A 23992-nucleotide genomic window follows, 5' to 3' on the forward strand; every position below is an offset into this window, starting at 1 on the left:
CTGTATAGTCGTTGCACTACTTGATCCCATGAACACTGCTGTAGCTGTTACCTTGATGCGCCGTACTTTTTTATCAGTCATAGCAGTCCTCAGCCTGCTATCACCTGTGAATGCTCAGGTATCACAGTCACCAGGCACTACTAGCCCACAACCCATTGACCCCAACGATCCTAATAACCTGCGCCCCATAACCCAAAGTAACAGCCTTTTGAGCATTGAAGGTGGCGATCGCCTCGTCAAAGAGGCAGAACAAGCCGTTTCTGCTCAAAACTACCCCTTAGCTGCCAAGAAACTGCAAGAAGCACGTCAAGTTTATAATCAGCTATCTAATTTTTATCAAGAGTTAAACTCTAGCTTTTCGGGAATTGACAACAGAGTTTCTGATTCTCAGCGTCAAAAAGCTCTATTAACAGCCCAAAAGCGAGATGAAGCCACCTTTCAGCTAGCATTGGTACATCGGGCACAAAATCAGCCAGAATTAGCTGTACCGTTGTTGATTCAAATAATTAAGAGTCAAAATCCGACGCGGGATTTAGGCAAGAAAGCCTATAAACAGTTGTTTGAATTGGGTTTTGTTGATTCTGCCTATCCTAGAGAAGGTGGTAGTTCATCTTCCTCATCCCCAAAAAAATAAATTAAATTTTTCTTGTCTGTTTTTCCCCTGCTCCCACTTTCTCTGAGCAGCAGCTTTAGAACGTCCCAGTGCTAGGATAGGATTATCTGCCGTACCTTTGAGCCAGCATCCTCAAAAATCCACCTTAGAGGTGCTTTTATTTCTAGCCTTGCCAAAACCTGAACTTGGCACAGGCATTGTTCCATATCTGTTAATAATAGAAAAGTAAGTTTTTTCAGGAATAGCGATGATTAGTCCGCAGCAGGTTGAGGCAATGATCAAGGCGGAACTGCCAGACGCCCAGGTTCAGGTGCAAGACTTGACTGGTGGCGGTGACCACTATCAGGTAACAGTAGTTTCATCGCACTTTGCAGGTAAGGGACTAGTGCAACAGCACCAGTTAGTTTATGGTGCTTTGGGGCAAGCTATGTCAACTGAAGCGATTCATGCCTTGGCAGTAAAAACATATACTCCTGAATCTTGGCAAGCAACACCAGCATCGTAAACATAGAGTTAGGAATTAGGAGTTAGGAGTTATAAATTTTTAACTTCTTACTCGTCATTGTTGAATGTAACATAGGAAACACAAATACCATGACGCCAGAACTCAAAGAGAAAATTGATAACTTGCTACAACAGAACAAGATTTTGGTTTTCATGAAGGGAAATAAGTTAATGCCCCAATGTGGTTTCTCCAACAACGTTGTGCAGATTCTCAATACCTTGGGAGTTCCCTTCGAGACAATTGACGTTCTATCAGACTCTGAAATCCGTCAGGGAATTAAAGAATACTCTAACTGGCCGACAATTCCCCAAGTGTATATCGATGGTGAATTCGTTGGCGGTTCTGACATTTTGATTGAACTGTACCAAAAAGGTGAATTGCAGGAAAAGGTAGAAGTAGCACTAGCCTCGTCGTAATATTTTTTTACGCAAACCAGAGGGTATTCTGCTAAATTTGCGCTTTGCAATCAAGGCAATTTGCCATTTTTAATATCCTTGAAAGGTCAGAGAAATAGTATCTCCCCTTTCAAGGGTTTTTTTTAATGGGTTTGTGAAAAAAATACCTGTGTTGGAATTGATAAATTTATATCTTGCACTTGCCCAATCTCCTGCCAAGAAATAAATTTCACAGGCTTTTTGTCCAAGTCCACTCAAGTGGACTAATATCCATGCCACTAATAGGGTTTAGTCCTCTTGAGAGGACTTTAGCTGTTAGCCATAGGTTTCTAACCTATGGCGGTTTCTGGGAGTAGTGCAAGATATAAGTAAAGAGTTTTTGGTACATACCTCGCCCCTTCTGGGCGAAAAAAACTAATGATTAGGACTACTTCAAACCACGTCAAAGAGTGGGCGTGGTTTATCTTGGACTAATGACAAATGACTAATGACTAATGACTCTCGCGTTCCGCGTTGCGCTTTGATTTCAGGGCTAGCCAACAATCCCCTCAGTCGCATTGGCAAGACCAATATAGGGCTGAGGGGATGCGTTTTATCAATACAATACTCCAAAATCTCAGACCACAGCACCAGTTGACCAATACAGATAATATGCTATGATCATCTGCGGTAATTAACGGTTACTATCAACGACTAGGTAAATAGTACTTAGTAGTAATCGCGTAGTGGCTGTGGTTGCGGCACTGCAAAATTTGATCCATCGTACAAGTAGCGGCTGGCTTCCTCTTCTAAGCGATGAATCAAAAAAGGTTCAAGAATGTTGCCATGTCTTAGTGCGGCTAGATATCCATCCAAATACATCCGCATATCATCCGTGCGATAACCGCGATTCCATAACTCGACGAAGGCGTCGGTGAGTCTTTGGTAATAGCGGATACTTTGTGTGTCTTGGAGCATAACTGCTGTATTAAACTCTTTGGAATGAGAATTGTAAATGATTTACGCTCAAATGTGAACTGTAATTTCACTTTGGCATTAACTCAAAGTCAACACATCTACTTTGGGCAGTACCCTCCTAACAGCTACAAGCTACTTTAATCCTATTCCAGAAAACATCGATTTTAGTTATCTGCTAAGTTATTTTTATGATTTTCATACTCAACAGCCCAATTGTATTGGTGATATATTCGTGGGTGTAGAAGCTAATTTCTGCAAGATAGAATCCACTTTTATTATCAGGATAAAAAACTGTTGTGGTAAAAGCTAGCTGCTTAGGCTATAGTTTTTGGCAAATGATATCCATCTAAAAGCAGAATGTTAAGCTAGAAGAACTTTTCATAAGTCTACCAACATTTTCGATAAATTTAATAAAAATTTAATAATATTTCTAATCGCCTTCGGCAAGGCATAAATTCAAAGATATTGCCACTATTTTTATGAGGAAATGTAAAGTTAATAGCTATTGAAGTAACAAAGGCTACAAAACCTTAGAGATGGGCTTGTTACTTTGAAAGTCATCGACGCTAAGGGGTCTTGCCACTGTGGGTTCGGTTTGTATAGAAATCATTGAGGGGAATCCCCATCTGAGGTCGTTGCTGGGTTGGCACTTGCAACAACTGGAATACCGTGTGCATCAAGCTGCCAGCATTTATCAAGCAAGGGAAGTATTTTTAAGCCATCAACCAACACTGGTAGTTTTAGATGCAGACCTGCCTGATGGTGATGGCATTGAGTTTTGTCGTTGGTTGCATCGTCAGCAGCAGCCTCTAATCTTAATGCTATCTGCCCGTAATAGTGAAAGTGATATCGTCGCAGGTTTAAAGGCGGGTGCAGATGATTATCTAAGCAAACCTTTTGGAATGCAAGAGTTTTTGGCACGGGTAGAGGCACTAATTCGCCGGAAGCGCACACCTACTGCACCAGCTTACTTGGATTATGGCACTTTGCAAATCGATTTAGTTCAGCGCCGTGTCCGTTTCCAGGGGGAGTTCATCGACTTAACGCCCCAAGAATTCAGTTTGCTGTACGTTTTGGCACAAGCTGGGGGAGTGCCTCTGAGTAGGTCAGAATTGCTGCGCCGTGCTTGGCCTGATGCTATCGATAACCCTCGTACCATTGATACTCATGTTTTATCGTTGCGGAAAAAGGTTGAACTTGATCCTCGCCAACCCAATTTGATTCAAACTATCCGCAATGTAGGATACCGTTTTAACATGGAAATTTTGAATACCAATATTTCACAATCACAAACAACAAAGTTAGCTAGAGAGAGATTTAATAATCAACGTTCAACGCTTAGTAGTAGTGTGTAATGGGAATGGGAATGGGGAGTGGGGAGTAGGGAGTAGGGAGTAGGGAGAGTAGAGGACAAGGGGACAAGGGGATAATTCTTAACTCTTAACTCCTAACTGAGAACTCAGCACTCTTAATGCCCAATGACGATTGACTAATCCAAATTTAAAATCCAAAATCGTCTTGAGCTTCTGCTTGAATTAAGCTTTCTCGTAATTCAACCCAGTTTATTTCAGAGACTCTTTGATTTGCCAATAAATGACCTTGGTGTAGGTGTAATAACTGGGTACAAAACATCTGGGCTAGTTCCAGTTGGTGGTTTACCATCAAAATCGTGGTTTGATGAGTTTGACTTAACTGGGTTAAAACTTGCATTAGATGAGAAGCGGTACCAGCATCAAGGGCAGAGGTTGGCTCGTCTAATAATAATATTTTAGGCTGGATGACTAAGGCACGAGCGATCGCTACTAGCTGTCGTTGTCCTGCAGAAAGTTGTACCTCTGTGCGCCCCAACCATTCACTGGGAATATGCAGTTGTTCTGTCCAGTGACTGACTCGTTGCTCAATTGTCTGTTTGGACAAACCACGCAAAACTAAAGGATAAGCCAACGCTTGCCCAACTGTCATCCCCAACAGTTTTGATTCTTGCAATACAAGTACAAGCATCTGGCGTAGCTGGATGACGGGAATTTGGCGATATTCTTGGTTTTCTAGATAGATTTTGCCACTACTGGGTTCAATGAGGCGGTTGAGGAGGCGTAATAACGAAGTTTTCCCAGCACCTACTGGCCCTACAATGGCAATACGTTCGCCGCAGGCGTTGGCGGAGCCATCGCCTTGGAATACTTCCAAGGAAATATCTTGCAATATGGGGTATCCTTGCTGATTGCCTGGAAGTTGGGTTTTCAGCTTTGTAAACAGATTAATTTGCTCTAGCCTGAGTGTGGCTTTTGCTGTATTCAAGGGAGTGGGGAGTGGGAGTGGGGAGATGGGGAAGAAATAACCAGTGCCCCATGCCAATTTTAAGTTAATTGTCTGGTAGTTAAGGCTGTAGCGATCGCCCAGCCATCCACCAATAGTAACAGCAGTGTGAATACTAGTAAAATCAAGTACATCCACGGCTGCGCTAAAGGGCGAACATCTGTGGTATCAATGCCCGTCTTTGCTTGGACAATTTGCACGAAACGGGCAAATCCAGCTACACGCATTGGTAGTAAATAAGCCTTCCCATCCTGGCTGAGAAAGTAATAAACTAGCCCTCCTTGACCAGTGGTGCGGGGTTTTAACTCTTTCACCTCTGACCAAGGTAAAAACCAGCCTTTACGAAAAAAGCTAGGCACCCAACCGGGGTAAGTAACTTGAATTCCCTGGTCATCTACTGTTACTCGTTCAGTCAACACTGCATATAGGGCGACTAAGCCGATGCTAATCCCTATCCACAATAATACTGGTGATACGGGTGCAGCTGTCACCTGCGCTAAGAAAGGTAATGGAACTGTGAGTGCTATGTAAAGACTCAACAGGGTAATCCGAATTAACGGAGATAGGCGAAATATAGAAGCTGAGGTATTGGCTGAGTTTGCTGTCACGGCTCAATCATAAATTATTGGCTTTAAGTTCATACTAACTGGGAATTTGGACAGCATTCGGGCAAAAAACGACGAAGACCTATTGATGCTTTCATTTTCTCCATGCTATTAAAGCTTCGAGAAGAATACTTTCTTGAAATTTCCCAGATGGTTCGATTGCAAGTAGAGTGTTTTCCAAATCTTTCTCAAAGGCAGCTACTCGTTCTCCCAACAATGGTAATGAACAAAATGAGGTGGAATAAAGATGTCCTTTGATTGTTTCAATATTCCATTGCCGCTCAAATTCGTAGTTGTACACCTCTACTCTTGAGAAAGGAGAACGCGCAAGAACAATTTCGTGCTTCTCTTGAGGTTCTACGTAGATTGAGTCACCGGCCCGACGTGCTTCGCCTAGCCATCGCTGCACAACAGCTTTCACCTGCTTATGCCAATCCACTTTATTTGAGCTGACATCACTCAACCTAGTCCAAATGCTGCCATCGCCAACAATAACAATTCCTCCAGTTGGAGTAATTATCTCATCCAAAGTTTGCAGAGTAGGATCTCGATCCATCCAGTGGAATGATCTACCCATTGTTACTAATTTGAATTCGCCTAACTCGGCTTTTAGGTCGTTTAACTTCTCGGAACTGATTTCAAACCAAATTACATTATTCACGTTGGCTATTTTGGCTTGAATTTGAGCCTCTGCAAGCATTTCCGGTTCTTGATCTATAGCAACAACTTCTTGAAAGTGCCTGGCGAGTGGAAACATCAACTGTCCTGTACCACATCCCAAGTCAAGTAAGCGTCCTGCACCATCCAATTGAAACTTTTCTATTACGTCAGCAAAAAAAAACTCAGGGTATCCGGGTCGATATCGTGCATAATACCAAGCTGTACCCTTAAAGCTACGTGTAATACTCATTTGAGGTACTCCCAAAACAAAATCTCAAATTTCACATAGGTTCAAGGTAAATATTTTTGCACTACAATCCAACCAGTAAGGGATACCCAGGCAAATCCTATAAATAAAATAATATTTACGCCGATGTGTAAAGTTCTAGCCCAAGGTCTTCTAACACTAATTTGTCTGGCACTGAAAGCTGATAGTAAAACCAATGCTACCACTATCAATCCAACAACCAAATGTGATGAGTGTCCTAAAGAACCAAAGTGTCCTAAAGTGCCAACAATGCCGATCGCTAGCAGTAGTAGCACTAAACTTACCATGCTGATGCCCATTGTATAGTGGAGCGATCGCACACTTTTATTTCCGCCCAGAAATGGGGTAATAAAAGGGAATTGCTGCGAAGTTCTCGCCCGAAACATCCAAACGCCGGTGACTGCTAACATCAGATATGCCAGCAGGGACAACCCCATTGACCAGGCGGCTATTTTCCACAACCAAAGAAATGAAGGCAGATTCATAAGATTGATTGTAAATGAGATGGGGGAGCAGGGGAAGCAGAGGGAGCAGTTCTTGAGCAGGGGAAGTAAGAGAAGAATAACTATTAATTATTGACCAATGCCCCATGCCCCATGCCCTTCAGGAGTGCCCAGTACTGTTAGCGGTAGTGGGGCGTTTAGCCCGTGCCCAGTACTGAGTGGGGAATCTCACTTATTTACTCCCAAAAGAGGAACTGTTTTGCCCTATGCCCCATGCCCAATACTTCGGTTTACCTCGGCTTCGCTCGGCACGAGTCGCTCAATACAAGTGCCCAATGCCCAATAAATAATAAACAAAAAAGGCTGCTAAATTAGCAACCCTTAAATTTAGTAAATTTTTTTTTAATCAACCGATGCTAAACCAACGATTTGTAAGGGTTTTGTAGTATCTCCGATCTTTGTATTAATTTGCTGCACCATTGGTTTGATATTAAAAGGGTCTTTTCCATCTGATGAGTCTGTATCAAACTCATCAGTGCTGGGTTCTTCGAGCATCAGGCGATCGCACGGAATTTTATCGGATAAAATTGCACTTGCCATCATCCCTGTATGAATCTCCAATTGACCTTTTCGCGGAGCTTCAAACACTAAACGTTGTCCAGGAAAAATAACCCTTTCAAAGTACCAGTTGGGAATATTGGAGATGCGAGCTACCTGTATTTTGCTCGTGGCATTAATGTAGCAGCAGAGAATTTTTCCCGATTGCTCAGGTGGTAGAGGATCTAATATTTGAGCCATAACTGCTGAGGAGCTTTACGCCACAATTTTACATTACACTAGCCAAGCCTAGCATTGCCTGATCCCCAGTTGCTGTAGCTCCGACTACCAACTGAACTTTTATAGATTATTTTTACCTTAAGATATATCGCAGGTTATAAAAATTTTGTAAATATTTATGCTTTGTCTGAAATTTTACACTATAAGAACATCGTTGAGTTTTTAATCTCTGGCAAAAAAGCTTTAACTTCTTTAGGGCAGATAACTCTAGGGTAGGTATAGCGAAGATCCCCTTAGCTTGAGCCTAGTTCCAGAATGTATTTTTGTGTTTCATCTATCCCAAGCTTTTAATCCTGGGATCATCGCTTAATCAATGAACTCGATGTTATCGTAAAGCTATATGAAAAATGTCTTCATAAAGCCTCTCTTGATGCCATGCGTTTGCTATGGAAAGCAATTTTATTGATTCCTACATCTGTGAACAAAAGTTTCACACATATCAATAATTTGCTTCCATGTCAAGCAATATTGTCAAAAATTAAGAACCAAAACAAAAACACGCTTTAAAACTGGAATTTATCTCGCTTTCCCCAAAGATTGGCAAGATGGAAGTCAAAACACCCATGATGGAAAATCGAATTCTTTACGTTCGCCTTCCTTGTAACCCTATCTTTCCCATTGGGGTTGTCTACCTGAGCGATCACGTCCACAAACAGTTCCCTAATATTGAACAGCGCATTTTTGATTTGGGAACAGTACCACCTTTAGACTACAGTTCTGCTCTGGATCGCTGTATCGATGAATTTAAACCGACACTGCTAGTATTTTCTTGGCGGGATATTCAAATCTATGCCCCAGTTGGCGGGCGTGGTGGTAACCCACTGCAAAACGCTTTTGAATTTTACTACGCCAAAAATCCTCTATTGAAACTACGCGGCGGATTGGGCGGTTTGCGAATCTTCATCGCTTACTATGTAGAGTTGTGGCAAAATCAGGGCTTAATCAAACGCGGTTTAAAGCGTGCCCAAAAATATAATTCTAATGCCCGTGTAGTTGTAGGTGGTGGTGCAGTTAGTGTCTTTTACGAACAGTTAGGTAAAAGCTTACCTCAAGGGACAATTATTTCTGTGGGTGAAGGGGAAACCCTGCTGGAAAAACTTTTAAGTGGCAGAGATTTTCGAGATGAACGCTGTTACGTTGCAAGAGAAACTCAACCACGGAAACGGCTGATTCACGAACAACCCACTCCACTAGAAAAAACAGCTTGTAACTACGACTATATCGAAAGCATTTGGCCGGAATTTAACTATTACCTGCAAGAGCAAGATTTTTATATAGGTGTACAAACTAAACGTGGTTGTCCTCACAACTGCTGCTATTGCGTCTATACTGTCGTCGAAGGGAAACAAGTCCGCATTAACCCAGCAGATGAAGTAGTTGCTGAGATGCGCCAATTATATAATCGCGGCATTCGCAACTTCTGGTTTACCGATGCCCAATTCATCCCAGCTAGAAAATTTATCGACGATGCCATAGAACTCTTGCAAAAAATCGTCGATTCTGGTATGACAGATATCCACTGGGCAGCATATATCAGAGCCGACAATTTGACACCAGAGTTGTGCGAGTTGATGGCGAAAACCGGGATGAACTATTTTGAAATCGGGATTACCAGTGGTTCTCAAGAACTCGTGCGGAAAATGCGGATGGGGTACAACCTGCGAACCGTTTTGCAAAACTGCCGCGATTTAAAAGCAGCTGGTTTCAACGATTTAGTTTCCGTCAACTACTCCTTTAACGTTATTGACGAACGTCCCGAAACCATCCGCCAAACCATCGCCTACCACCGGGAACTAGAACGGATTTTTGGTGCTGATAAAGTCGAACCTGCCATTTTCTTTATTGGGCTGCAACCCCATACCCATTTAGAAGAATACGCGTTCAAAGAAGGCATCCTCAAACCAGGGTATGATCCAATGAGCTTGATGCCGTGGACAGCCAAAAAGCTTCTCTGGAATCCCGAACCTCTTGGTTCATTCTTTGGAGAAGTCTGCTTGCAAGCTTGGCAACAAAACCCTAACGATTTCGGACGCGAAGTCATGAAAATTTTAGAAGAAAAGCTGGGTTGTGCCGACTTAGAAGCAGCACTTTCTGCACCAATAGAAAGAAAAGACAAACAGTTAGCAGCTGTTTGATAAAATTCCCAGAATCAGACAAGAGCAAATTTCATTTCCTTGTCTCTCGCCTGCTACCCTACCTACTCCCCCTCTGCGGTTATTTTCACCCAATCCCATGTTAGAAGGTTCAATCCTACAAAAGCTAGAATCAGCCCATCGCCACACCACCAGGCCAATTCGATTTGGTGTTTACTACAAAAATACCTTAGTTGCCCTGTGCCATGCTCTTGAAGACCATATCTTAACCGACGACGGTACACCCCTAGTAATCACAGCCTTCCAACAGGGGAAATGGTATCTACAAGAAGCTCAACGATATGCAGATATCGCCCAGCGCAGTCGCCAAATTGCCATTATGGCTGCTGCTGAATCTGGCTTTGCTGAACATCCTACCAGCCAGCTATCCAATGTAGACTTAGTGGCATTAGATTCAGTCGATCCAGTAGCTCAGGAGTGGCACTTAATTATTTTATCGCCTAAATACACAGCAATGGTAATTTGTCAAGAGTTATCAGAGGCTGATTATGGCAGCATTGGAGTACCGACATCAGACTTAGAGCGTAAATTCTATGGCTTGTGGACATTTGAGCCAGAGTTAGTGCAAGATACAGCAGAAATAGCGATCGCTCACATCAGAAAATACAACCCAGAACTGGCACAAAAGCTCACAGCCGATAAACAGCAAATTGTACCGTCAATGGACAGATCCCAAAATTTAGGTGCAGTTGTTTCCCGTGTAGTAGATTACCTCCAGACTGGGCAAGATAATTTATCCATCCCCACAGCGCTTGGTCAACAAACCCTAGATCGCAACTTGGTTTCTAACGAAATCCAAGCCTTTTTGCGAATGGCGCAACTGATGGATATGGCAGATGTCAACAATCCAATGGCAGCTGCGGAAGTCGTAGTTCTTGCTGAAGCGATCGGCCAGCTTTTGGATCTTCCCGCATGGCAGATTAAGAGATTGCGCTTGGCGGCTTTGTTACATCGCATAGATCCATTACAAAATACAGAAAGTGTCCTGAATTCTGGTAGTATACCGACACGCTACCAAGAAGATGCACCCAGTTGTCCTTTAATACCAGGGGCGCAAGTATTGCGAACAATGCCACGACTGCGAGCCGTTGCCCAAATTATCACTCACCAAACCGAGTGGTGGAATGGCGCAGGGGAACCAGCAGGTTTAGCTGGAGATGAAATTCCCCTAGAGTCGAGAATTTTAGCATTATTGGCAGACTTTCAGTGGCGAGTCAATCAGCAAAAATCCTCAAATCAAAGTCGAGAACAGATATTTACTCAAGCTTTAGATAAGTGCAGACAGCAACAATCTACCCGCTTTGACCCTAAACTTGTAGATACCTTAGCTTTGTTAGTTATGGGTTTACAACAGGGACTTGACTTACCCGTGATGACACCCAAAGTTAGCGCCGGTATCTGGATACTTGATTCCCAATGGGATAGCCAAAGCAAGATAAGTGAGCAGATTGGTAGTTACTTTACATGAATATTGAAGCCATTAAATTAGGAAAACTCAAACAACTTCCAGGGGCAAATTTAGAAGACGAGGAACTCTCCCGACTGGATTTAAGCCGAATTAATCTTGCTGGTGCTACCCTTGTCGGCACTAATTTTGCTGGTTCTAAACTCGAAGGTGGGCATTTGGAGGGGGCAAATTTGATGGGAGCAAACCTCCAAGAAACTGACTTGCGGGCGAACCTGATGGGAGCAAACCTGATGCAAGCAGATTTAACGGGTGCTGACTTGCGGGGTAGTAATTTGCGTGGCACTAACTTGATGGGAGCCAGACTCAGTGATGTGTCATTAGTGGGTGCTTTCTTGAGTGGTGCCAATTTGATGAATGTGAACTTGCAAGGCGTTGACTTGCGGGGTGCTGACTTGCGCGGTGCAAACCTGACAGGGGCAAATCTCAAAGGTGCAGACTTGAGTCGCACCGATTTGCAAGGGACGTTGTTGAGTGAAGCAAATCTGGAAGAAGCCGACTTGCGGGGCGCAAATTTGGCGGGGGCAAATTTGACGGGAGCGAATTTACTCTGTGCAGAGTTAGAAGGTGCAAATTTGAGCGGCGTTAATTTGGATAAAGCCTGTGTGGTGGGTACAGTTGTGGAGGCTGCGTTTTGAATAGTGGTTAATTTATACAAACTGCGATGAATAATATACTAGACCACCCCAATGTATGCCCTCAAAGTAGCCAATTTTCTACACTTAGACCAGGTACGCGCTCAAATTCGCGGACATTTGCTGTAACAAGCGTCAGGTTAAGGGCTAGGGTATGGGCAGCAATCAGTAAGTCATATCATGTCCGTATAATTAGTTATGATTTCCACAGTCATTGCACCCCACCCCTTAATCCCCTCCCCGCAAGCGGGGAGGGGATTAAGGGGTGGGGTTCTTCGGGTTTAATAAGTAATCAAGCGGACATGATATCATTGGGGCCGATGGGTCTTCTTGTTTGCTCTAGGTGTGTACGAATTACCCCATAGTGCTGATCTACAGGCGATAGCGACAAAATAGGTAACACTTCAAGAATGCTTTCTAGTTGCTGAAGAAGACGGAGAGAGCCGCTTTTAGCTGCACCAAATCGCAGTTCGCACACCACAATAATGTTGGTACAAATGCAGTTTTCCTCTACGGCTGCGAGTCGCTGAAACACCAAACCTTGAGGATGCCTTACCAAATCTGAAATGATGTTGGTGTCTAGCAGGTATTGATTGGTCATTGGGCAGGATTAAAGCACAATTTCATCGAGTGACAGTAACCCTTCATCTATGTTAGGAAAATTTTCTGTAATATCTTCTAAAGTGGCAAGCAATGAAAGTAGAGAATCGGAAGAAATGGGTTCGATAATTAATCGATTACCTTCTTTGCGTAACAAAACTTCTGTGCTAGATAGAGCAAATTCATCAGGAATGGTTAGGACTTGATGTTGCCCATCCCGTAAGAGGTAAACATGGCATGAGTTTGGCATCAAGCAATCTCCTTAAAATTATAATTATTTCGCCGCAGTGTGTTGCTTTACAATATCATGTCAATTACTTAAGATTTTACTATCTGTTAGTGCTTGCAGTTTAAGCAGGTGAAAATTTGTGAGCTGAACTGTACCTAGTCGCAGTCCGTATTAACGAATCAAAGTATGAGCGACGAAAGCCAATCAAACAACTCAGATGAAAAAGAGTTTGACCCGGTAACAGATTCAAGGGATTGGTCGGCAGCAGAAACAGAGTTAGCTTGTTTTGCGCTTGCCAGAAGCAAGGGTAAACGCTTGGTTAAAATCATCAATACCAAAAAACCACCTATGCCGATTATTTGTATTTTTGAGGACTACCCAGAATGACACCCGTCGCCGCACAAGTCTCAATTACTGCAATTATTCCCATGTTGACCGCGATCGCAAATCGGCAATGGGAACAGTTCAAAGAACTGGAGGCAAATTTTGTATCCCAGTATGGAGTAGAGGTATGGCAAGAGGTTTTTAATTTCCGTCTCAAGCCAGCACTGGATAAAGATTCTGACAGATGGCTACTGATTCAGTGGTGTGGTGAAGGAATTATTTCAGTCAAAAATGTGGCGTAGGGTGCGATCGCGCAAGGTGAATTATGGCGATCGTTTTTATTCCAATCCGAAGGTCACTGCTTCGCCGTTTTCCAGTATTCTTAGCTATTGTTAAAATTTTTGCAGATGAAGCAGGTGAAAATTTGTGAGTTTACAAGAAATTATCAAACTAGCAAAGCAGCTTTCAACTGTGGACAAAGTACGTTTGATCCAGCAAATTGCTCCTGATATAGAACGCGAGTTAATAGATAAAGTCTCTACCCTTCCCCGCCAATCCTTATGGGGACTATGTGCTGATTTAGGAAACGCACCTTCCACAGAGGAAATTGATCTAGCCCGTAGTGAAGAATGGGCTAGCTTTCCACGGGAGGATATTTGATGCTGCGTGCTGTATTATCAATATATTCTTGTGAGAAAATTTGCCTTCCTAATACCAACGCTTCTTGCCTTTCCTCATCTGTCATATAATCATCTCCCTTGAGTCCCCTTGGGGTACGTCGATGATTTCCTCCTGCATCTAAATATCGCTGACGTGCGATCGCAAATAATTCTAATATTCTTTGCGCTTGCTGCTGTTTAATGGTGTTAGATTGCGTCATCGTTTTATTCCTATCCGAAGGTCACTACTTCGCCGTTTTGTAATATCGTTGCCAAGGGTAAAACAGTGCTAGGAGTTTGAATGTGCCAATACCCTGTGTCTTCATCATATAATCTCCAAACAAGTAAATTTAGAGCTTCTAGGGCATTTTTTACTAAGTATTGCTCTTGGAGTGGGTTCCACAAATGGTAAGTGTCTATGTAAGCCAGTGCTGATCTTATCAGAGAGGCGATCGCTCAGTCCTTCCTCGTATCCACAAAGCTAGTACACTCATTAACAACACCCCCATCACTCCTTGCAGGGGATTATTATTCATACCAGTTACCCAATCAGGAACTTGACCAGAATATTTTACTAATTTACCCACATTAATAATGTAGTAGCCCCATACTAAACCACCATGCAAACCAATTGGAAAACCCAAGCGTCCCCTCCGCCAACGCTTTCCCCATACCTGCGTTAACCCCAGCAGTACTAAAGCTGGAAATTGCGGCAGTGTATGAATAATTGCCTCCAATGGTTTAATAAAGTGCAATGTAGCAAAGGCAGTTGCATCTGTCCACAGTGCCACACGCGGACTGTAATTCCGCTGTAATTCATCTAGCAACCAACCTCGAAATAGTAATTCTTCCGCAAATCCAATACCTAAGCCAACAAGTAAACCCTCTATAATCACTCTTAGCAAGACAACTTTCGGTTGTTGCCACACCAACCAACCTAACAAACCTTGTACCCCAAAAAGTATCAAAATGTTAATTATCCCCATAGCCAAGCCACGCAGGAAATCCACACCGTTTTGCCGCGTGAATTCTAAGCCATAATGCTGCAGAATTTGGGGCTGCTGATAGACATATTTACCCCATAGTCTCAGGAGAAAAATAAATACTCCATATAACAATACCAATGTCAATATACTTTCTAAGTTTGAATCATGCACTAGTAAGTATATTGGTGCAGCGAAGGGCAACCATAGCAGCAATAAAGTCAAAATAAAAGCACCCAGCCTGATAGGGGCAGGGCGTTCGGCTAGACGGACAAGATTTTTTTTCATACTAAATAGGTCAAAATAATTCGTAATTGATAATGACGCTCGATAGCAAAGCGTTAGCGACATAGGAGCGTCTGACTCGAAGAGAGCTGCGCTAACGTAATTCGTAATTACAATCAGTGTTAGCTCTGAACTTCCCACTGTCTTACTGTTCACTGAATTAAAAATCCAGTGTCGGCTCTGTACCCTTTTTCATTACGAATTACGAATTACGAATTACGAATTACGAATTACGAATTACGAATTACGAATTATTTGACTATTCATCAGGTTCAATCGTGCTACTTAAACCGTGACTTTTCAATGTTTCGCAATAGAACTCAGCGTGTTCCAGAGCGCAAGTAATAACTAAAGCTAGCCCGTTAGTATGGGCTTCCATCATGATGCTCACAGCTTGGGGTTGGGTAAGGCTAGGTACAGTGGCTATTAATGACTGTACAACATGCTCCATCGAGTTGTAGTCGTCGTTATGGAGCAAGACGCGATACCGAGGCGCGAGCTTACGGGTTGTGGAGGGCTTTTCAATAGTTTCAACTGACACGGCTCTTTGCTCTTTTCTCGTTAATTCACTACAACAAAGTTTCTGTCCAGCGATCGCTTAACAGTTATTTACCTATTCTATAGTATTTCTGTTCAGATACTATGCTAGGAAAACCCTTTGCTGCCAAGGATTGGTCGTATTAGTTTGGCGTAGCCACTTGTGAGGCATATCTCTTAAGACATCGTTGCCGTGAGAGTGCTACCCTAATGTTACAGAAGCTTCCTTTAAAAGTAGCGCATTCTCACTTTTAAAATTAAGGAAGTTACAAAATAATCCTTGCCCCCGCCCAAACTGCATAATGATGGACATTAGCCTAGATTTTCTTCAACCAGGACAAATTGTGTCTTTAGAGCATGCCGACAGGAATCTGTATGCAGAAGTCATTCAATTTGTAGTTTCCCGCCAGTTGTGCTGGGTGCGTCCTTTATTAATGGTTACTTTCATTCAAGAATCGCCGCTAATTACCGATTTGCGAGATGCGTCTGACTTGCTTTGGCCTGCCAATTTATTTCGCCCAGCATTAGACACAGAAGTAATTACCTTCTTGAGCCAAGTTTTAGTAAAAGAACCAAAAACTGAACCTGACTCAGCCGCCAAGCAGCAACTCAATCAGTTTATTCACCAACTTTGGCAAGCATACCAATAGTCATTAGTCATTAGTCAGGAGTTAGAAATTATTATTCTCCCCCTGCTTTTCCTGCTCCCTTATGGCCAAAAGCAATTAACATTAACTAATTCTGGCGGTTCTAAGTCAAGAAAGCTAAGATTATCAGCAAGTTTTGTAGCTTTTTATAAAATTTCGTTACAAAACTAAATTACGAATTATGAATTACGAATTACGAATTACGAATTACGAATTACGAATTATTCTAATATCCCAAGTTAGGAACCAACTGAATTCTACCAGCATCCATCTCTGCCATTAATAATTCCAGAGCTTCGTAGTCAACGTCAGAAATGTAACCCCGTTCCGTCAATTCTGAGTTGATTTCATTTTCTATCTCAGGAGTTAATTTTTTAATGTCAAGAGCCTTTTCTACTAATTTACGAATAGCGTACTTGGTTCTCATAAGTAATAACCTAAATTTATATGATACTAATTATTCCCGATTTCTCTAAGCACAAATAGTGATCTAATAGTCACATAGATCACATTTTAATTAGTTAAAGAAGTAATTCGCTATCAGGATGTCGTATGCGATCAGCAACGCTAAAGTGAGGAATTTAACTTACCGTTAAGACTTGGCTAAATTAGCTTTAGTTATAGACTAAGCAAGTTTTCTCAGCATACTTACTGATGATTTGTCGTTTCTACGGCTGTCTATAGTTGATTGTTTTTGAACTAGCATAAAAAAAAAGTATATATAAGCACATTTTTACCCGAAATTATGACAATCTTTAAACAGAGATACTAAAGCAATAAAGATTCAGCAAAGAGAACTAAGACATATGGTCGATGCAACAAAATAGAGTTTATGTTCAAATAATTCTTAGCTTGACGCTTTAATAATTCTCAATAGGATGTAACTATGCAGGCAGTGCTTAACTATCCGAAGATTGCAGTTATTCGCCCCCAAGGCTTTTTGAATGCTACAAACGCCTTGGAATTTGAACGAGATATGACCACAGCGTTAGCACAAAATGGTATTTCTATCTTGGTAGTAGACCTCGCAGCAGTAGAATCGTTAGACAGCGCGGGGTTGATGGCATTGTTATCTATACACAAGCTGGCTCTTAGTTTAGAAAGGGGTTTCCAACTTTGCGCTGTTGCTCCGTCAATTAGAATTATTTTTGAACTAACGCAACTCGATAGGGTGTTTGAAATATTGGATGGTGAAGTTGAGTTGGCTGCAACATAACTTTATGTAAAAGCCCAAAGGTTCTGGTAGGAAGTGGACTTTATGTAAAGGAGTTATAAATTGGAACGATAAACTATGTTAGAAGACCTAATTCAATGCTAAGGTTGGGTTTGAGTAGCTGTAATTAAGGTAGCTAGAAGATAGCACAGTGGCTGTTGCAGTTGAAAAATTAATAACATCGGATATTTTAAAACCAGGACGTTACCTGGGTAATGAGCGTTTAGCAGTACACAAAGCTTGGGATACGGCAGAAATACGCTGGGTATTAACTTATCCAGAAGTATATGAAGTCGGTGCATCCAATTTAGGGCACATCATTCTCTATAACATCCTGAATGCCCAACCGCGTCAATTGTGCGATCGCGCCTACCTCCCAGGAAAAGACCTGGCAGCCAAACTACGCGAAACTAATACGCCATTGTTTGCTGTAGAGTCAAAGCGATCGCTCACAGAATTCGACATTTTAGGTTTTAGCCTCAGTTACGAACTGGGTGCAACTAATATCTTAGAAATGTTGGATTTGGCTGGAATTCCCAAGACGTGGCGAGAACGGCAAAAAGCTGGCGTTGCAGGGGGAGAATTGACGAATCTCCAGTCCCAGTTTCCATTGATTTTTGCTGGTGGGCAAACAGCAACATCTAATCCTGAGCCTTATGCCGACTTCTTCGACTTTATCGCCCTTGGAGATGGAGAAGAACTGTTGCCAGAAATTGGTTTGGTGTTGGAAGAAGGCAAACAAGCAGGATTGAGTCGGGAACATTTGTTACTGGATTTGGCACAGATACCAGGTGTATATGTCCCTCAGTTTTACGACATGGCAGAGAATGGCTCAGTTCATCCTCGTCGCCTAGACGTACCAAAACGAATTTTGCGACGGGTGGCAACTCCCATACCCGCGTATTCCATTGGGTTAGTTCCCTACGTGGAAACGGTGCATGACCGCTTGACCATTGAGATTAGGCGTGGTTGCACTCGTGGCTGTCGCTTCTGTCAACCAGGAATGCTAACTCGACCAGCACGGGATGTAGAACCCGATAAGGTTGTAGATGCAATTGAACAAGGGATGCGGGCAACTGGTTACAATGAGTTTTCCCTATTATCTCTGAGTTGTTCTGATTATTTGTCCCTACCAGCAGTGGGGATGGAAATCAAAAATCGTTTAAAAAATGAAAATATTTCTCTGACTCTACCAAGCCAACGGGTAGACAGATTTGATGAAAATATTGCCAATATCCTTGGAGGTACGCGGCAAGGTGGACTGACTTTTGCTCCAGAAGCTGGAACTCAGCGGATGCGAGACATCGTGAATAAGGGTTTGACGAATGAAGAATTGTTGCGGGGAGTGAAAACCGCTTGGGAGCAAGGCTGGGATAAAATCAAGTTGTATTTTATGATTGGCTTGCCGGGTGAGACAGATGCTGATGTTTTGGGCATTGCCGAAACAGTAAGCTGGCTACAGCGAGAATGTCGGGGCAAGGGCAGAAAACCCCTAAACTTTAATCTGACGATTTCTAACTTTACGCCGAAGCCCCATACGCCATTCCAATGGCACTCAGTTTCTACCACTGAATTTAAGCGCAAACAAAACCTGCTACGGCAAGAATTCCGGCGGGTAAAGGGAGTGAAGGTAAATTTTACCGATGTTCGCATTTCGGCAATGGAGGATTTTGTAGGACGAGGTGATCGCAATTTGAGCAAAGTAGTCCGCCGTGCCTGGGAATTGGGTGCAGGTATGGATTCCTGGTATGAAAATTTAGATCAGGCTTTTAGCGCTTGGGGGTCTGCGATCGCTCAAGCCGATCTAGACTGGAAATACCGCCAAGTAGAAAATGGCGAATGGAATTTGTTTCACGCACAAGATCAGACGATATCTAAAGATGCGGTAAATACCCCACAGACGCGATTAATCGCGTCTCACCCTAGTACAGACGCGATTAATCGCGTCTCTCCTCACTCCCTCGATACTCCCCTCCCTTGGGATCATATTGATACCGGGATTGACAAAAAGTGGCTCAAAGAAGACTTGCAACGCGCCTTAGAAGCTGCAATTGTACCCGATTGCTCTTTTGAAGGTTGTTCTCACTGTGGCGTATGTGGAACCGACTTTGGCCATAACATTGTGATTGAATCACCAGCTATTCCGAAGTTCGCTGGCGAGTTTGTCCCCAACACAACTAAGGTACAAAGACTGCGAGTTTGGTTTGGGAAACAGGGTAATATGGCTTTGGTAAGCCACCTAGATTTAATCCGTCTGTTTGACCGAGTTGTGCGGCGAGCAGGCTTACCAATCGCTTTCACTGGTGGATTTCATCCAATGCCGCGAATTTCTGTAGCAACTGCTTTGGCTCTAGGAGCTACTAGTAGTGGTGAAATTGCGGATTTTGAGTTAACTGTACCAGTGTCAGTCAATGCTTTTCGAGAACAGTTGGTTCGGGAAATGCCCACAGACATACCTATATATAATGTGGAGCAGATAGATTTAAAAACTCCGGCAGCGACTCAACTGCTAGAAACCGCAGAATATTTAATTACCGTAGCAGCACTTGAAGAAGTAACACCTATACAATGGCAAGAATGGATTGATACCATCAAAGCAAAAGACGAACTGTGGTACGAGCATACAACAAAGTCAGGCAAGAGCCAGTTAATAAATCTGCGCGATCGCTTGTTTGAACTGGAATTAGTAGAAAACTACAAAAGTATTGCAGAATCTATATCTGTTATCCGTTATGTAGGTAGCTATCGCCAAGATGGTTTTCTATTGCGTCCTGAACAAATCCTGTTTATGCTAGGGATGGTGGCTAGTCGAGAATTCCAACTCCTGCACATCCACCGCAATCGGCTAATTTTAGGGGTATAATCCCTGTAGGGCAGCTTGCTAGTAGTTGTCGTAACATGGCTATATCGTTGGAATTGATTTTTAGCAAGGTTGCGTTAGAATGGGGTGAAGAGAAATTTTCTGGCGCTGCATTGAATTAGCTGGTTCACTACCCTGGTGTTCAGGGGGCGAAAGCAAAGATATTAGAGTGCAACTTCTAGGATTTTATCCCAGACAAACTGAGGCAGATTAAAGAACACACACTCTCTCTATAGCTACCTTGTGAATCAGTAACTAACAGCAGGCTCGGTTAGCTTCTCTAAATCCATGCTTTTTAAACAACTGCTGAATCTTTAATCCACAGTAGTGCCAAAGAGCTAGTGAGCTACTTTTCTAGAGTTGTTCGCCTTTGGCGTTGTCGTAGGTTAAACAACTGCCGTCGGTTAGGCCGAATTTGCAGACGTTGACGAGACGCGCAAAGCGCGGCTTAAAGTAGGGTAGCAGCTGGCGTTGCTGAGTATAACCCTAAGGATAAATCCGGGGAATGGAAAATAGAAATAGTTTCTTTTTCTTAACGACATCAGTAGGTTACTCTCAAATGAAGCTTCCTGAGTTAAAAACTCACTCAGGATTCAGAACTTTTAACTCAGAACTCTCTTTATTGAGGGTATTGCATCACAAATCAACCATCCGTGGTTGATTTAATTGCTTAAACATGCAGCCGTTCTGGAATAATCCGCCGTAAAAATGCTCTTAAGAGCGCCAATAGCTATTTAATTTAGAAGCTCAGGTTTGCGATTTTTATTATCAGTAGCGCCTTTTGAGGGTTGCAGGGGCAACAAAGGTATAACAAACCTCCAGACCTATTGGTGCTGCCAATTTTGAGGAAATTGAATGCCAAAACAAATTATCATCGCGGAGCAGCACCAAATTGCTGCTGTCTTTTCTGAAGATCAAATACAGGAACTAGTTGTTGCTACGGGTCATCACCAAATAGGTGATATCTACTTAGGAGTAGTAGAAAACGTATTGCCTGGGATAGATGCGGCTTTTGTCAATATTGGCGACCCAGAGCGCAACGGTTTTATTCACGTCACCGACTTAGGGCCACTGAAGCTAAAGCGTACCGCAGCAGCAATTACAGAACTATTAGCACCACAGCAGAAAGTTTTGGTGCAAGTAATGAAAGAGCCAACGGGGACAAAAGGGCCCCGGCTTACGGGTAATATAACTTTACCCGGACGCTACGTAGTACTGATGCCTTATGGTAGAGGCGTAAATTTATCCCGACGGATTAAAAGTGAAAGTGAGCGCAACCGCTTGCGGGCACTGGCGATTTTAGTCAAACCGGCGGGAATGGGTTTGCTTGTGCGTACAGAAGCAGAAGGCAAACCCGAAGAAGCGATTATGGAAGATTTGGAATTGCTGCAAAAGCAATGGGAAGCCATCCAGCAGGAAGCGCATTCCACCCGTGCCCCAGCACTACTCAACCGGGACGATGACTTCATTCAGCGCGTATTGCGGGATATGTACGGCGCGGATGTAAATCGGATTGTCGTAGATTCCAGTACTGGTTTGAAGCGCGTGAAGCAGTACTTGCAGAACTGGAGCGGAGGTCAAACACCGCAGGGATTGTTGATTGATCATCATCGCGATCGCTCTCCAATTTTAGAGTACTTCCGCATCACTGCCGCCATTAGAGAAGCCCTAAAACCGAGAGTAGACTTACCTTCTGGAGGCTACATCATCATTGAGCCGACAGAGGCATTAACCGTAATTGATGTTAACTCAGGTTCCTTCACGCGATCGGCAACAGCTAGAGAAACAGTTTTGTGGACAAACTGCGAAGCTGCAACAGAAATTGCTCGCCAGTTGCGTCTGCGGAATATCGCCGGGGTGATCGTTGTTGATTTTATTGATATGGAATCACGACGCGATCAACTGCAAGTTCTTGAACACTTTAATAAAGCACTCAAAGCAGACAAAGCTCGTCCGCAGATTGCCCAACTTACCGAACTGGGTTTAGTAGAACTGACCCGCAAACGCCAAGGTCAAAACATTTACGAATTGTTTGGTGAAACTTGTCCCACCTGTGGCGGTTTAGGACATACTGTGCGTCTGCCTGGAGAAATCGAAAACCGATTACCAATACCAGCAGAAACACCAGAGCGTGAACGTGAGCGTTTTATATCCCTGCCTCACCGAGAACCACGTCAGCCATCTGCCCGCATCCCAGAACCACGAGAAACCTATGATGGATTTTCAGAAGCATTTGACGGCGACCTAGAATCGGCTAATCTAAATCTGATCAATCATCCTAGTTATCAAGACCTTAATGATAATAAGCGTCGTACCCGGACTCGCCGCAGTCGAATTGCTATCAATGGGTTAAACGGGAAAGATGAAGCTAGGGTTGTAGCCAATCCACTGGCTTTTGTTAACGAGCCAGACTTAGACCTTGATGTTGAACCAGAACTAGGAGTTGCACCAGAGATTCCCTCACCCACCCTTGGTAAACCAGGTTGGAGTGAAAGAGTAGAGCGCACTGTAGTAGATCGCACTATAGATCGGACTGTAGAACGCGCTAAAATTATCAAGGCAGAGCCAGTCAAACCAGTGGTAGAACCACCGGAGATTAGAACTGTAGAAATGAGCCTCCAGGAACAGGATATCTTTGCCTTGATGGGAATATCTCCCTTGGTGAAGTTAGAGCAAGAGGTTAAAAATACCAAGTCTGTGATTATTAACGTGATTCAGCCTGGTCAACAGCCAAGGACTCCAACTGAATCAACTTCAGAATCAACTATTGTCCAAAAAGCAACACCTGAAATAATCCCAAGCAAGATACCAATACCAAAAGTTATTGAGCCAGAACCAAAACCTTTGATAGAAGAGACAACTGAACCATCTGAGTTGACTGCTAGCCCAACGGGTAGCTTGTCTGCGAAAGCTTCCGCCAACGAAGATGAAAGTGATGCGAACAGCGCCGCCACTGCCAGCCGTCGCCGCCGCCGTCGTTCCTCAGCGATCGAGGATAATTAATTTGCTTTATGGTAGAAACGTCGCCAACGCCCTTGGAACAATCCAATTGGCTGGAGTTTTCTACCTTGTCAGGGATTCCAGGGTTGGTTGCAGGTGTGGATGAAGTAGGGCGAGGCGCTCTATTTGGCCCTGTGGTGGCGGCAGCAGTGATCCTACCAGATCATGCCTTGCCAATACTGATGGCAGCTAAAATCAAAGATAGTAAAAAGTTATCTAGTTCTCGTAGAACTCAGCTAGCGCAGCAGATTTGTGGGCTGGCTATAGACTGGAAAATTGGGTTTGCTTCTACTGCCGAAATTGACAAGATAAATATTTTGCAAGCGACGTTATTAGCAATGAAGCGGGCTGTGCTGAAGTTAAAGGTACAGCCTGCACTCTGCCTGGTTGATGGTAATCAGTTAATCAAAGACTTGCTACTGCCGCAACAAACAATAATTAAGGGCGACGAGCGATCGCTCGCTATTGCCTCTGCTAGTATTGTTGCCAAGGTTTGGCGTGACGAACTGGTACTGCGTTTAGCATTAAAATACCCTATGTACAGCCTGGAGTGTAACAAGGGTTATGGTAGCCAGCAGCATTTGCTGGCTCTGCAACAATACGGGCCCTCGCCCCTACATCGTCAGTCTTTTCGTCCTTGCCAAATCAAAATAATTCGTAATTCGTAATTCGTAATTAGAAACAGTTACATAAGCGGATTTAGACCCCCGATGAAAACTTAGCCAACTATAAAGGTAGCTTCCGCATCCCCAAGAAAGGGAAATTCAACCCGAAAATTACGAATTACGAACTACGAATTACGA

Annotated in this window: 27 protein-coding genes; 15 read left to right on the top strand and 12 right to left on the bottom strand. The window is 43.2% G+C overall.

Annotation, left to right across the window (positions count from 1 at the left end; genetic code table 11):
• Positions 1–28: 28 nt before the first annotated feature.
• The 3 genes from LC653_RS02630 to grxD all read left to right on the top strand — a co-directional run bounded on the left by LC653_RS02630 (position 29) and on the right by grxD (position 1534).
• Complete coding sequence (locus LC653_RS02630; RefSeq protein WP_229492463.1) at positions 29–634, top strand: hypothetical protein; 606 nt, start codon at positions 29–31, stop codon at positions 632–634.
• A gap of 226 nt (positions 635–860) precedes the next feature.
• Positions 861–1118, top strand: coding sequence for a BolA family protein (locus LC653_RS02635; protein WP_100899811.1), 258 nt, complete (start codon positions 861–863; stop codon positions 1116–1118).
• Between the two features lie 89 nt (positions 1119–1207).
• Entirely contained in the window at positions 1208–1534 is a 327-nt protein-coding gene (gene grxD, locus LC653_RS02640) for a Grx4 family monothiol glutaredoxin (RefSeq protein ID WP_229484457.1), read from the top strand.
• A 687-nt stretch (positions 1535–2221) separates the two neighbouring features.
• On the opposite strand, the gene LC653_RS02645 is transcribed toward grxD, so the two are convergent.
• Positions 2222–2470, bottom strand: coding sequence for a DUF6761 family protein (locus LC653_RS02645; protein ID WP_229492464.1), 249 nt, complete (start codon positions 2468–2470; stop codon positions 2222–2224).
• A gap of 584 nt (positions 2471–3054) precedes the next feature.
• On the opposite strand from LC653_RS02645, the gene LC653_RS02650 reads away from it, so the two are divergent.
• On the top strand, positions 3055–3825 hold the full coding sequence (locus LC653_RS02650; protein WP_229484459.1) for a response regulator transcription factor: 771 nt from the start codon (positions 3055–3057) through the stop codon (positions 3823–3825).
• Positions 3826–3970: 145 nt separating this feature from the next.
• On the opposite strand, the gene LC653_RS02655 is transcribed toward LC653_RS02650, so the two are convergent.
• From LC653_RS02655 to LC653_RS02675, 5 genes are all read right to left on the bottom strand, one after another.
• Entirely contained in the window at positions 3971–4768 is a 798-nt protein-coding gene (locus tag LC653_RS02655; RefSeq protein ID WP_229492575.1) for an ABC transporter ATP-binding protein, read from the bottom strand.
• Positions 4769–4827: 59 nt separating this feature from the next.
• On the bottom strand, positions 4828–5394 hold the full coding sequence (locus LC653_RS02660; RefSeq protein WP_229492465.1) for a hypothetical protein: 567 nt from the start codon (positions 5392–5394) through the stop codon (positions 4828–4830).
• Positions 5395–5485: 91 nt separating this feature from the next.
• On the bottom strand, positions 5486–6301 hold the full coding sequence (locus LC653_RS02665) for a class I SAM-dependent methyltransferase (RefSeq protein ID WP_229492466.1): 816 nt from the start codon (positions 6299–6301) through the stop codon (positions 5486–5488).
• A 41-nt stretch (positions 6302–6342) separates the two neighbouring features.
• Positions 6343–6804: a DUF4079 domain-containing protein gene (locus tag LC653_RS02670; RefSeq protein WP_229492467.1), complete on the bottom strand. Its 462-nt coding sequence runs from the start codon at positions 6802–6804 to the stop codon at positions 6343–6345.
• A gap of 360 nt (positions 6805–7164) precedes the next feature.
• Complete coding sequence (locus tag LC653_RS02675; RefSeq protein ID WP_229492468.1) at positions 7165–7560, bottom strand: DUF1830 domain-containing protein; 396 nt, start codon at positions 7558–7560, stop codon at positions 7165–7167.
• A gap of 584 nt (positions 7561–8144) precedes the next feature.
• Here LC653_RS02675 and LC653_RS02680 point away from each other — a divergent pair.
• The 3 genes from LC653_RS02680 to LC653_RS02690 all read left to right on the top strand — a co-directional run bounded on the left by LC653_RS02680 (position 8145) and on the right by LC653_RS02690 (position 11855).
• A complete protein-coding gene (locus LC653_RS02680; protein WP_229492469.1) occupies positions 8145–9734 on the top strand; it encodes a photosystem II high light acclimation radical SAM protein in 1590 nt (529 codons plus the stop codon).
• A gap of 97 nt (positions 9735–9831) precedes the next feature.
• The gene (locus LC653_RS02685; RefSeq protein ID WP_229492470.1) at positions 9832–11220 is read left to right on the top strand and encodes a DICT sensory domain-containing protein; all 1389 of its coding nucleotides are present in this window, start codon (positions 9832–9834) and stop codon (positions 11218–11220) included.
• Positions 11217–11855, top strand: coding sequence for a pentapeptide repeat-containing protein (locus LC653_RS02690; RefSeq protein WP_229492471.1), 639 nt, complete (start codon positions 11217–11219; stop codon positions 11853–11855). Before LC653_RS02685 ends, LC653_RS02690 begins: the two co-directional genes overlap by 4 nt.
• A gap of 289 nt (positions 11856–12144) precedes the next feature.
• On the opposite strand, the gene LC653_RS02700 is transcribed toward LC653_RS02690, so the two are convergent.
• Both LC653_RS02700 and LC653_RS02705 read right to left on the bottom strand, forming a co-directional pair.
• Positions 12145–12453 carry a PIN domain-containing protein gene (locus LC653_RS02700; protein WP_229492472.1) on the bottom strand — a complete coding sequence of 103 codons (309 nt, stop codon included), beginning with the start codon at positions 12451–12453 and terminating at the stop codon, positions 12145–12147.
• A gap of 9 nt (positions 12454–12462) precedes the next feature.
• Positions 12463–12702 carry an antitoxin gene (locus tag LC653_RS02705; protein WP_229492473.1) on the bottom strand — a complete coding sequence of 80 codons (240 nt, stop codon included), beginning with the start codon at positions 12700–12702 and terminating at the stop codon, positions 12463–12465.
• A gap of 165 nt (positions 12703–12867) precedes the next feature.
• On the opposite strand from LC653_RS02705, the gene LC653_RS02710 reads away from it, so the two are divergent.
• The 3 genes from LC653_RS02710 (at position 12868) to LC653_RS02720 (ending at position 13665) form a co-directional block, all read left to right on the top strand.
• Positions 12868–13068: a hypothetical protein gene (locus LC653_RS02710; RefSeq protein ID WP_229492474.1), complete on the top strand. Its 201-nt coding sequence runs from the start codon at positions 12868–12870 to the stop codon at positions 13066–13068.
• Positions 13065–13307 (top strand): hypothetical protein, encoded by a 243-nt coding sequence (locus LC653_RS02715; protein WP_229492475.1) that lies wholly within the window; start codon positions 13065–13067, stop codon positions 13305–13307. The genes LC653_RS02710 and LC653_RS02715 overlap by 4 nt, the downstream gene beginning before the upstream one ends.
• A gap of 124 nt (positions 13308–13431) precedes the next feature.
• On the top strand, positions 13432–13665 hold the full coding sequence (locus tag LC653_RS02720; protein WP_229492476.1) for a hypothetical protein: 234 nt from the start codon (positions 13432–13434) through the stop codon (positions 13663–13665).
• On the opposite strand, the gene LC653_RS02725 is transcribed toward LC653_RS02720, so the two are convergent.
• The 3 genes from LC653_RS02725 to clpS all read right to left on the bottom strand — a co-directional run bounded on the left by LC653_RS02725 (position 13640) and on the right by clpS (position 15473).
• The gene (locus LC653_RS02725; protein WP_229492477.1) at positions 13640–13885 is read right to left on the bottom strand and encodes a hypothetical protein; all 246 of its coding nucleotides are present in this window, start codon (positions 13883–13885) and stop codon (positions 13640–13642) included. The two genes, LC653_RS02720 and LC653_RS02725, sit on opposite strands and share 26 nt — an antisense overlap.
• A 219-nt stretch (positions 13886–14104) precedes the next feature.
• Positions 14105–14935 (bottom strand): CPBP family intramembrane glutamic endopeptidase, encoded by an 831-nt coding sequence (locus LC653_RS02730; RefSeq protein ID WP_229492478.1) that lies wholly within the window; start codon positions 14933–14935, stop codon positions 14105–14107.
• Positions 14936–15191: 256 nt separating this feature from the next.
• On the bottom strand, positions 15192–15473 hold the full coding sequence (clpS, locus tag LC653_RS02735; RefSeq protein ID WP_100899825.1) for an ATP-dependent Clp protease adapter ClpS: 282 nt from the start codon (positions 15471–15473) through the stop codon (positions 15192–15194).
• Positions 15474–15774: 301 nt separating this feature from the next.
• On the opposite strand from clpS, the gene LC653_RS02740 reads away from it, so the two are divergent.
• Positions 15775–16119, top strand: coding sequence for a hypothetical protein (locus LC653_RS02740; RefSeq protein WP_229492576.1), 345 nt, complete (start codon positions 15775–15777; stop codon positions 16117–16119).
• A gap of 223 nt (positions 16120–16342) precedes the next feature.
• Here the strand turns inward: LC653_RS02740 and LC653_RS02745 are convergent, their stop codons facing one another.
• A complete protein-coding gene (locus LC653_RS02745; protein WP_229492479.1) occupies positions 16343–16543 on the bottom strand; it encodes a hypothetical protein in 201 nt (66 codons plus the stop codon).
• 459 nt (positions 16544–17002) lie between these two features.
• Here LC653_RS02745 and LC653_RS02750 point away from each other — a divergent pair, with 459 nt between their 5' ends.
• The 4 genes from LC653_RS02750 to LC653_RS02765 all read left to right on the top strand — a co-directional run bounded on the left by LC653_RS02750 (position 17003) and on the right by LC653_RS02765 (position 23857).
• Positions 17003–17332, top strand: a complete 330-nt coding sequence (locus tag LC653_RS02750; protein ID WP_229492480.1) for an STAS domain-containing protein — start codon at positions 17003–17005, stop codon at positions 17330–17332.
• 148 nt (positions 17333–17480) lie between these two features.
• Positions 17481–20192 (top strand): TIGR03960 family B12-binding radical SAM protein, encoded by a 2712-nt coding sequence (locus LC653_RS02755; protein ID WP_229492481.1) that lies wholly within the window; start codon positions 17481–17483, stop codon positions 20190–20192.
• Positions 20193–21044: 852 nt separating this feature from the next.
• Positions 21045–23192 (top strand): ribonuclease E, encoded by a 2148-nt coding sequence (gene rne / locus LC653_RS02760; protein WP_229492482.1) that lies wholly within the window; start codon positions 21045–21047, stop codon positions 23190–23192.
• Between the two features lie 8 nt (positions 23193–23200).
• A complete protein-coding gene (locus tag LC653_RS02765; protein WP_229492483.1) occupies positions 23201–23857 on the top strand; it encodes a ribonuclease HII in 657 nt (218 codons plus the stop codon).
• Positions 23858–23992 lie beyond the last annotated feature (135 nt).

The sequence above is a fragment of the Nostoc mirabile CHAB5784 genome, assembly GCF_020829645.1.
In the GTDB taxonomy this organism is placed as follows: Bacteria; Cyanobacteriota; Cyanobacteriia; order Cyanobacteriales; family Nostocaceae; genus Nostoc; species Nostoc mirabile.

What these genes read in the sequence shown, in the direction of transcription:
- LC653_RS02630 (WP_229492463.1), top strand. Translation starts at nt 29, where the DNA reads ATGAACACTGCTGTAGCTGTTACCTTGATGCGCCGTACTTTTTTATCA.
- LC653_RS02635 (WP_100899811.1), top strand. Translation starts at nt 861, where the DNA reads ATGATTAGTCCGCAGCAGGTTGAGGCAATGATCAAGGCGGAACTGCCA.
- grxD (WP_229484457.1), top strand. Translation starts at nt 1,208, where the DNA reads ATGACGCCAGAACTCAAAGAGAAAATTGATAACTTGCTACAACAGAAC.
- LC653_RS02645 (WP_229492464.1), bottom strand. Translation starts at nt 2,470, where the DNA reads ATGCTCCAAGACACACAAAGTATCCGCTATTACCAAAGACTCACCGAC.
- LC653_RS02665 (WP_229492466.1), bottom strand. Translation starts at nt 6,301, where the DNA reads ATGAGTATTACACGTAGCTTTAAGGGTACAGCTTGGTATTATGCACGA.
- LC653_RS02670 (WP_229492467.1), bottom strand. Translation starts at nt 6,804, where the DNA reads ATGAATCTGCCTTCATTTCTTTGGTTGTGGAAAATAGCCGCCTGGTCA.
- LC653_RS02675 (WP_229492468.1), bottom strand. Translation starts at nt 7,560, where the DNA reads ATGGCTCAAATATTAGATCCTCTACCACCTGAGCAATCGGGAAAAATT.
- LC653_RS02680 (WP_229492469.1), top strand. Translation starts at nt 8,145, where the DNA reads ATGGAAGTCAAAACACCCATGATGGAAAATCGAATTCTTTACGTTCGC.
- LC653_RS02685 (WP_229492470.1), top strand. Translation starts at nt 9,832, where the DNA reads ATGTTAGAAGGTTCAATCCTACAAAAGCTAGAATCAGCCCATCGCCAC.
- LC653_RS02690 (WP_229492471.1), top strand. Translation starts at nt 11,217, where the DNA reads ATGAATATTGAAGCCATTAAATTAGGAAAACTCAAACAACTTCCAGGG.
- LC653_RS02700 (WP_229492472.1), bottom strand. Translation starts at nt 12,453, where the DNA reads ATGACCAATCAATACCTGCTAGACACCAACATCATTTCAGATTTGGTA.
- LC653_RS02705 (WP_229492473.1), bottom strand. Translation starts at nt 12,702, where the DNA reads ATGCCAAACTCATGCCATGTTTACCTCTTACGGGATGGGCAACATCAA.
- LC653_RS02710 (WP_229492474.1), top strand. Translation starts at nt 12,868, where the DNA reads ATGAGCGACGAAAGCCAATCAAACAACTCAGATGAAAAAGAGTTTGAC.
- LC653_RS02715 (WP_229492475.1), top strand. Translation starts at nt 13,065, where the DNA reads ATGACACCCGTCGCCGCACAAGTCTCAATTACTGCAATTATTCCCATG.
- LC653_RS02725 (WP_229492477.1), bottom strand. Translation starts at nt 13,885, where the DNA reads ATGACGCAATCTAACACCATTAAACAGCAGCAAGCGCAAAGAATATTA.
- LC653_RS02730 (WP_229492478.1), bottom strand. Translation starts at nt 14,935, where the DNA reads ATGAAAAAAAATCTTGTCCGTCTAGCCGAACGCCCTGCCCCTATCAGG.
- LC653_RS02740 (WP_229492576.1), top strand. Translation starts at nt 15,775, where the DNA reads ATGGACATTAGCCTAGATTTTCTTCAACCAGGACAAATTGTGTCTTTA.
- LC653_RS02745 (WP_229492479.1), bottom strand. Translation starts at nt 16,543, where the DNA reads ATGAGAACCAAGTACGCTATTCGTAAATTAGTAGAAAAGGCTCTTGAC.
- LC653_RS02750 (WP_229492480.1), top strand. Translation starts at nt 17,003, where the DNA reads ATGCAGGCAGTGCTTAACTATCCGAAGATTGCAGTTATTCGCCCCCAA.
- rne (WP_229492482.1), top strand. Translation starts at nt 21,045, where the DNA reads ATGCCAAAACAAATTATCATCGCGGAGCAGCACCAAATTGCTGCTGTC.
- LC653_RS02765 (WP_229492483.1), top strand. Translation starts at nt 23,201, where the DNA reads ATGGTAGAAACGTCGCCAACGCCCTTGGAACAATCCAATTGGCTGGAG.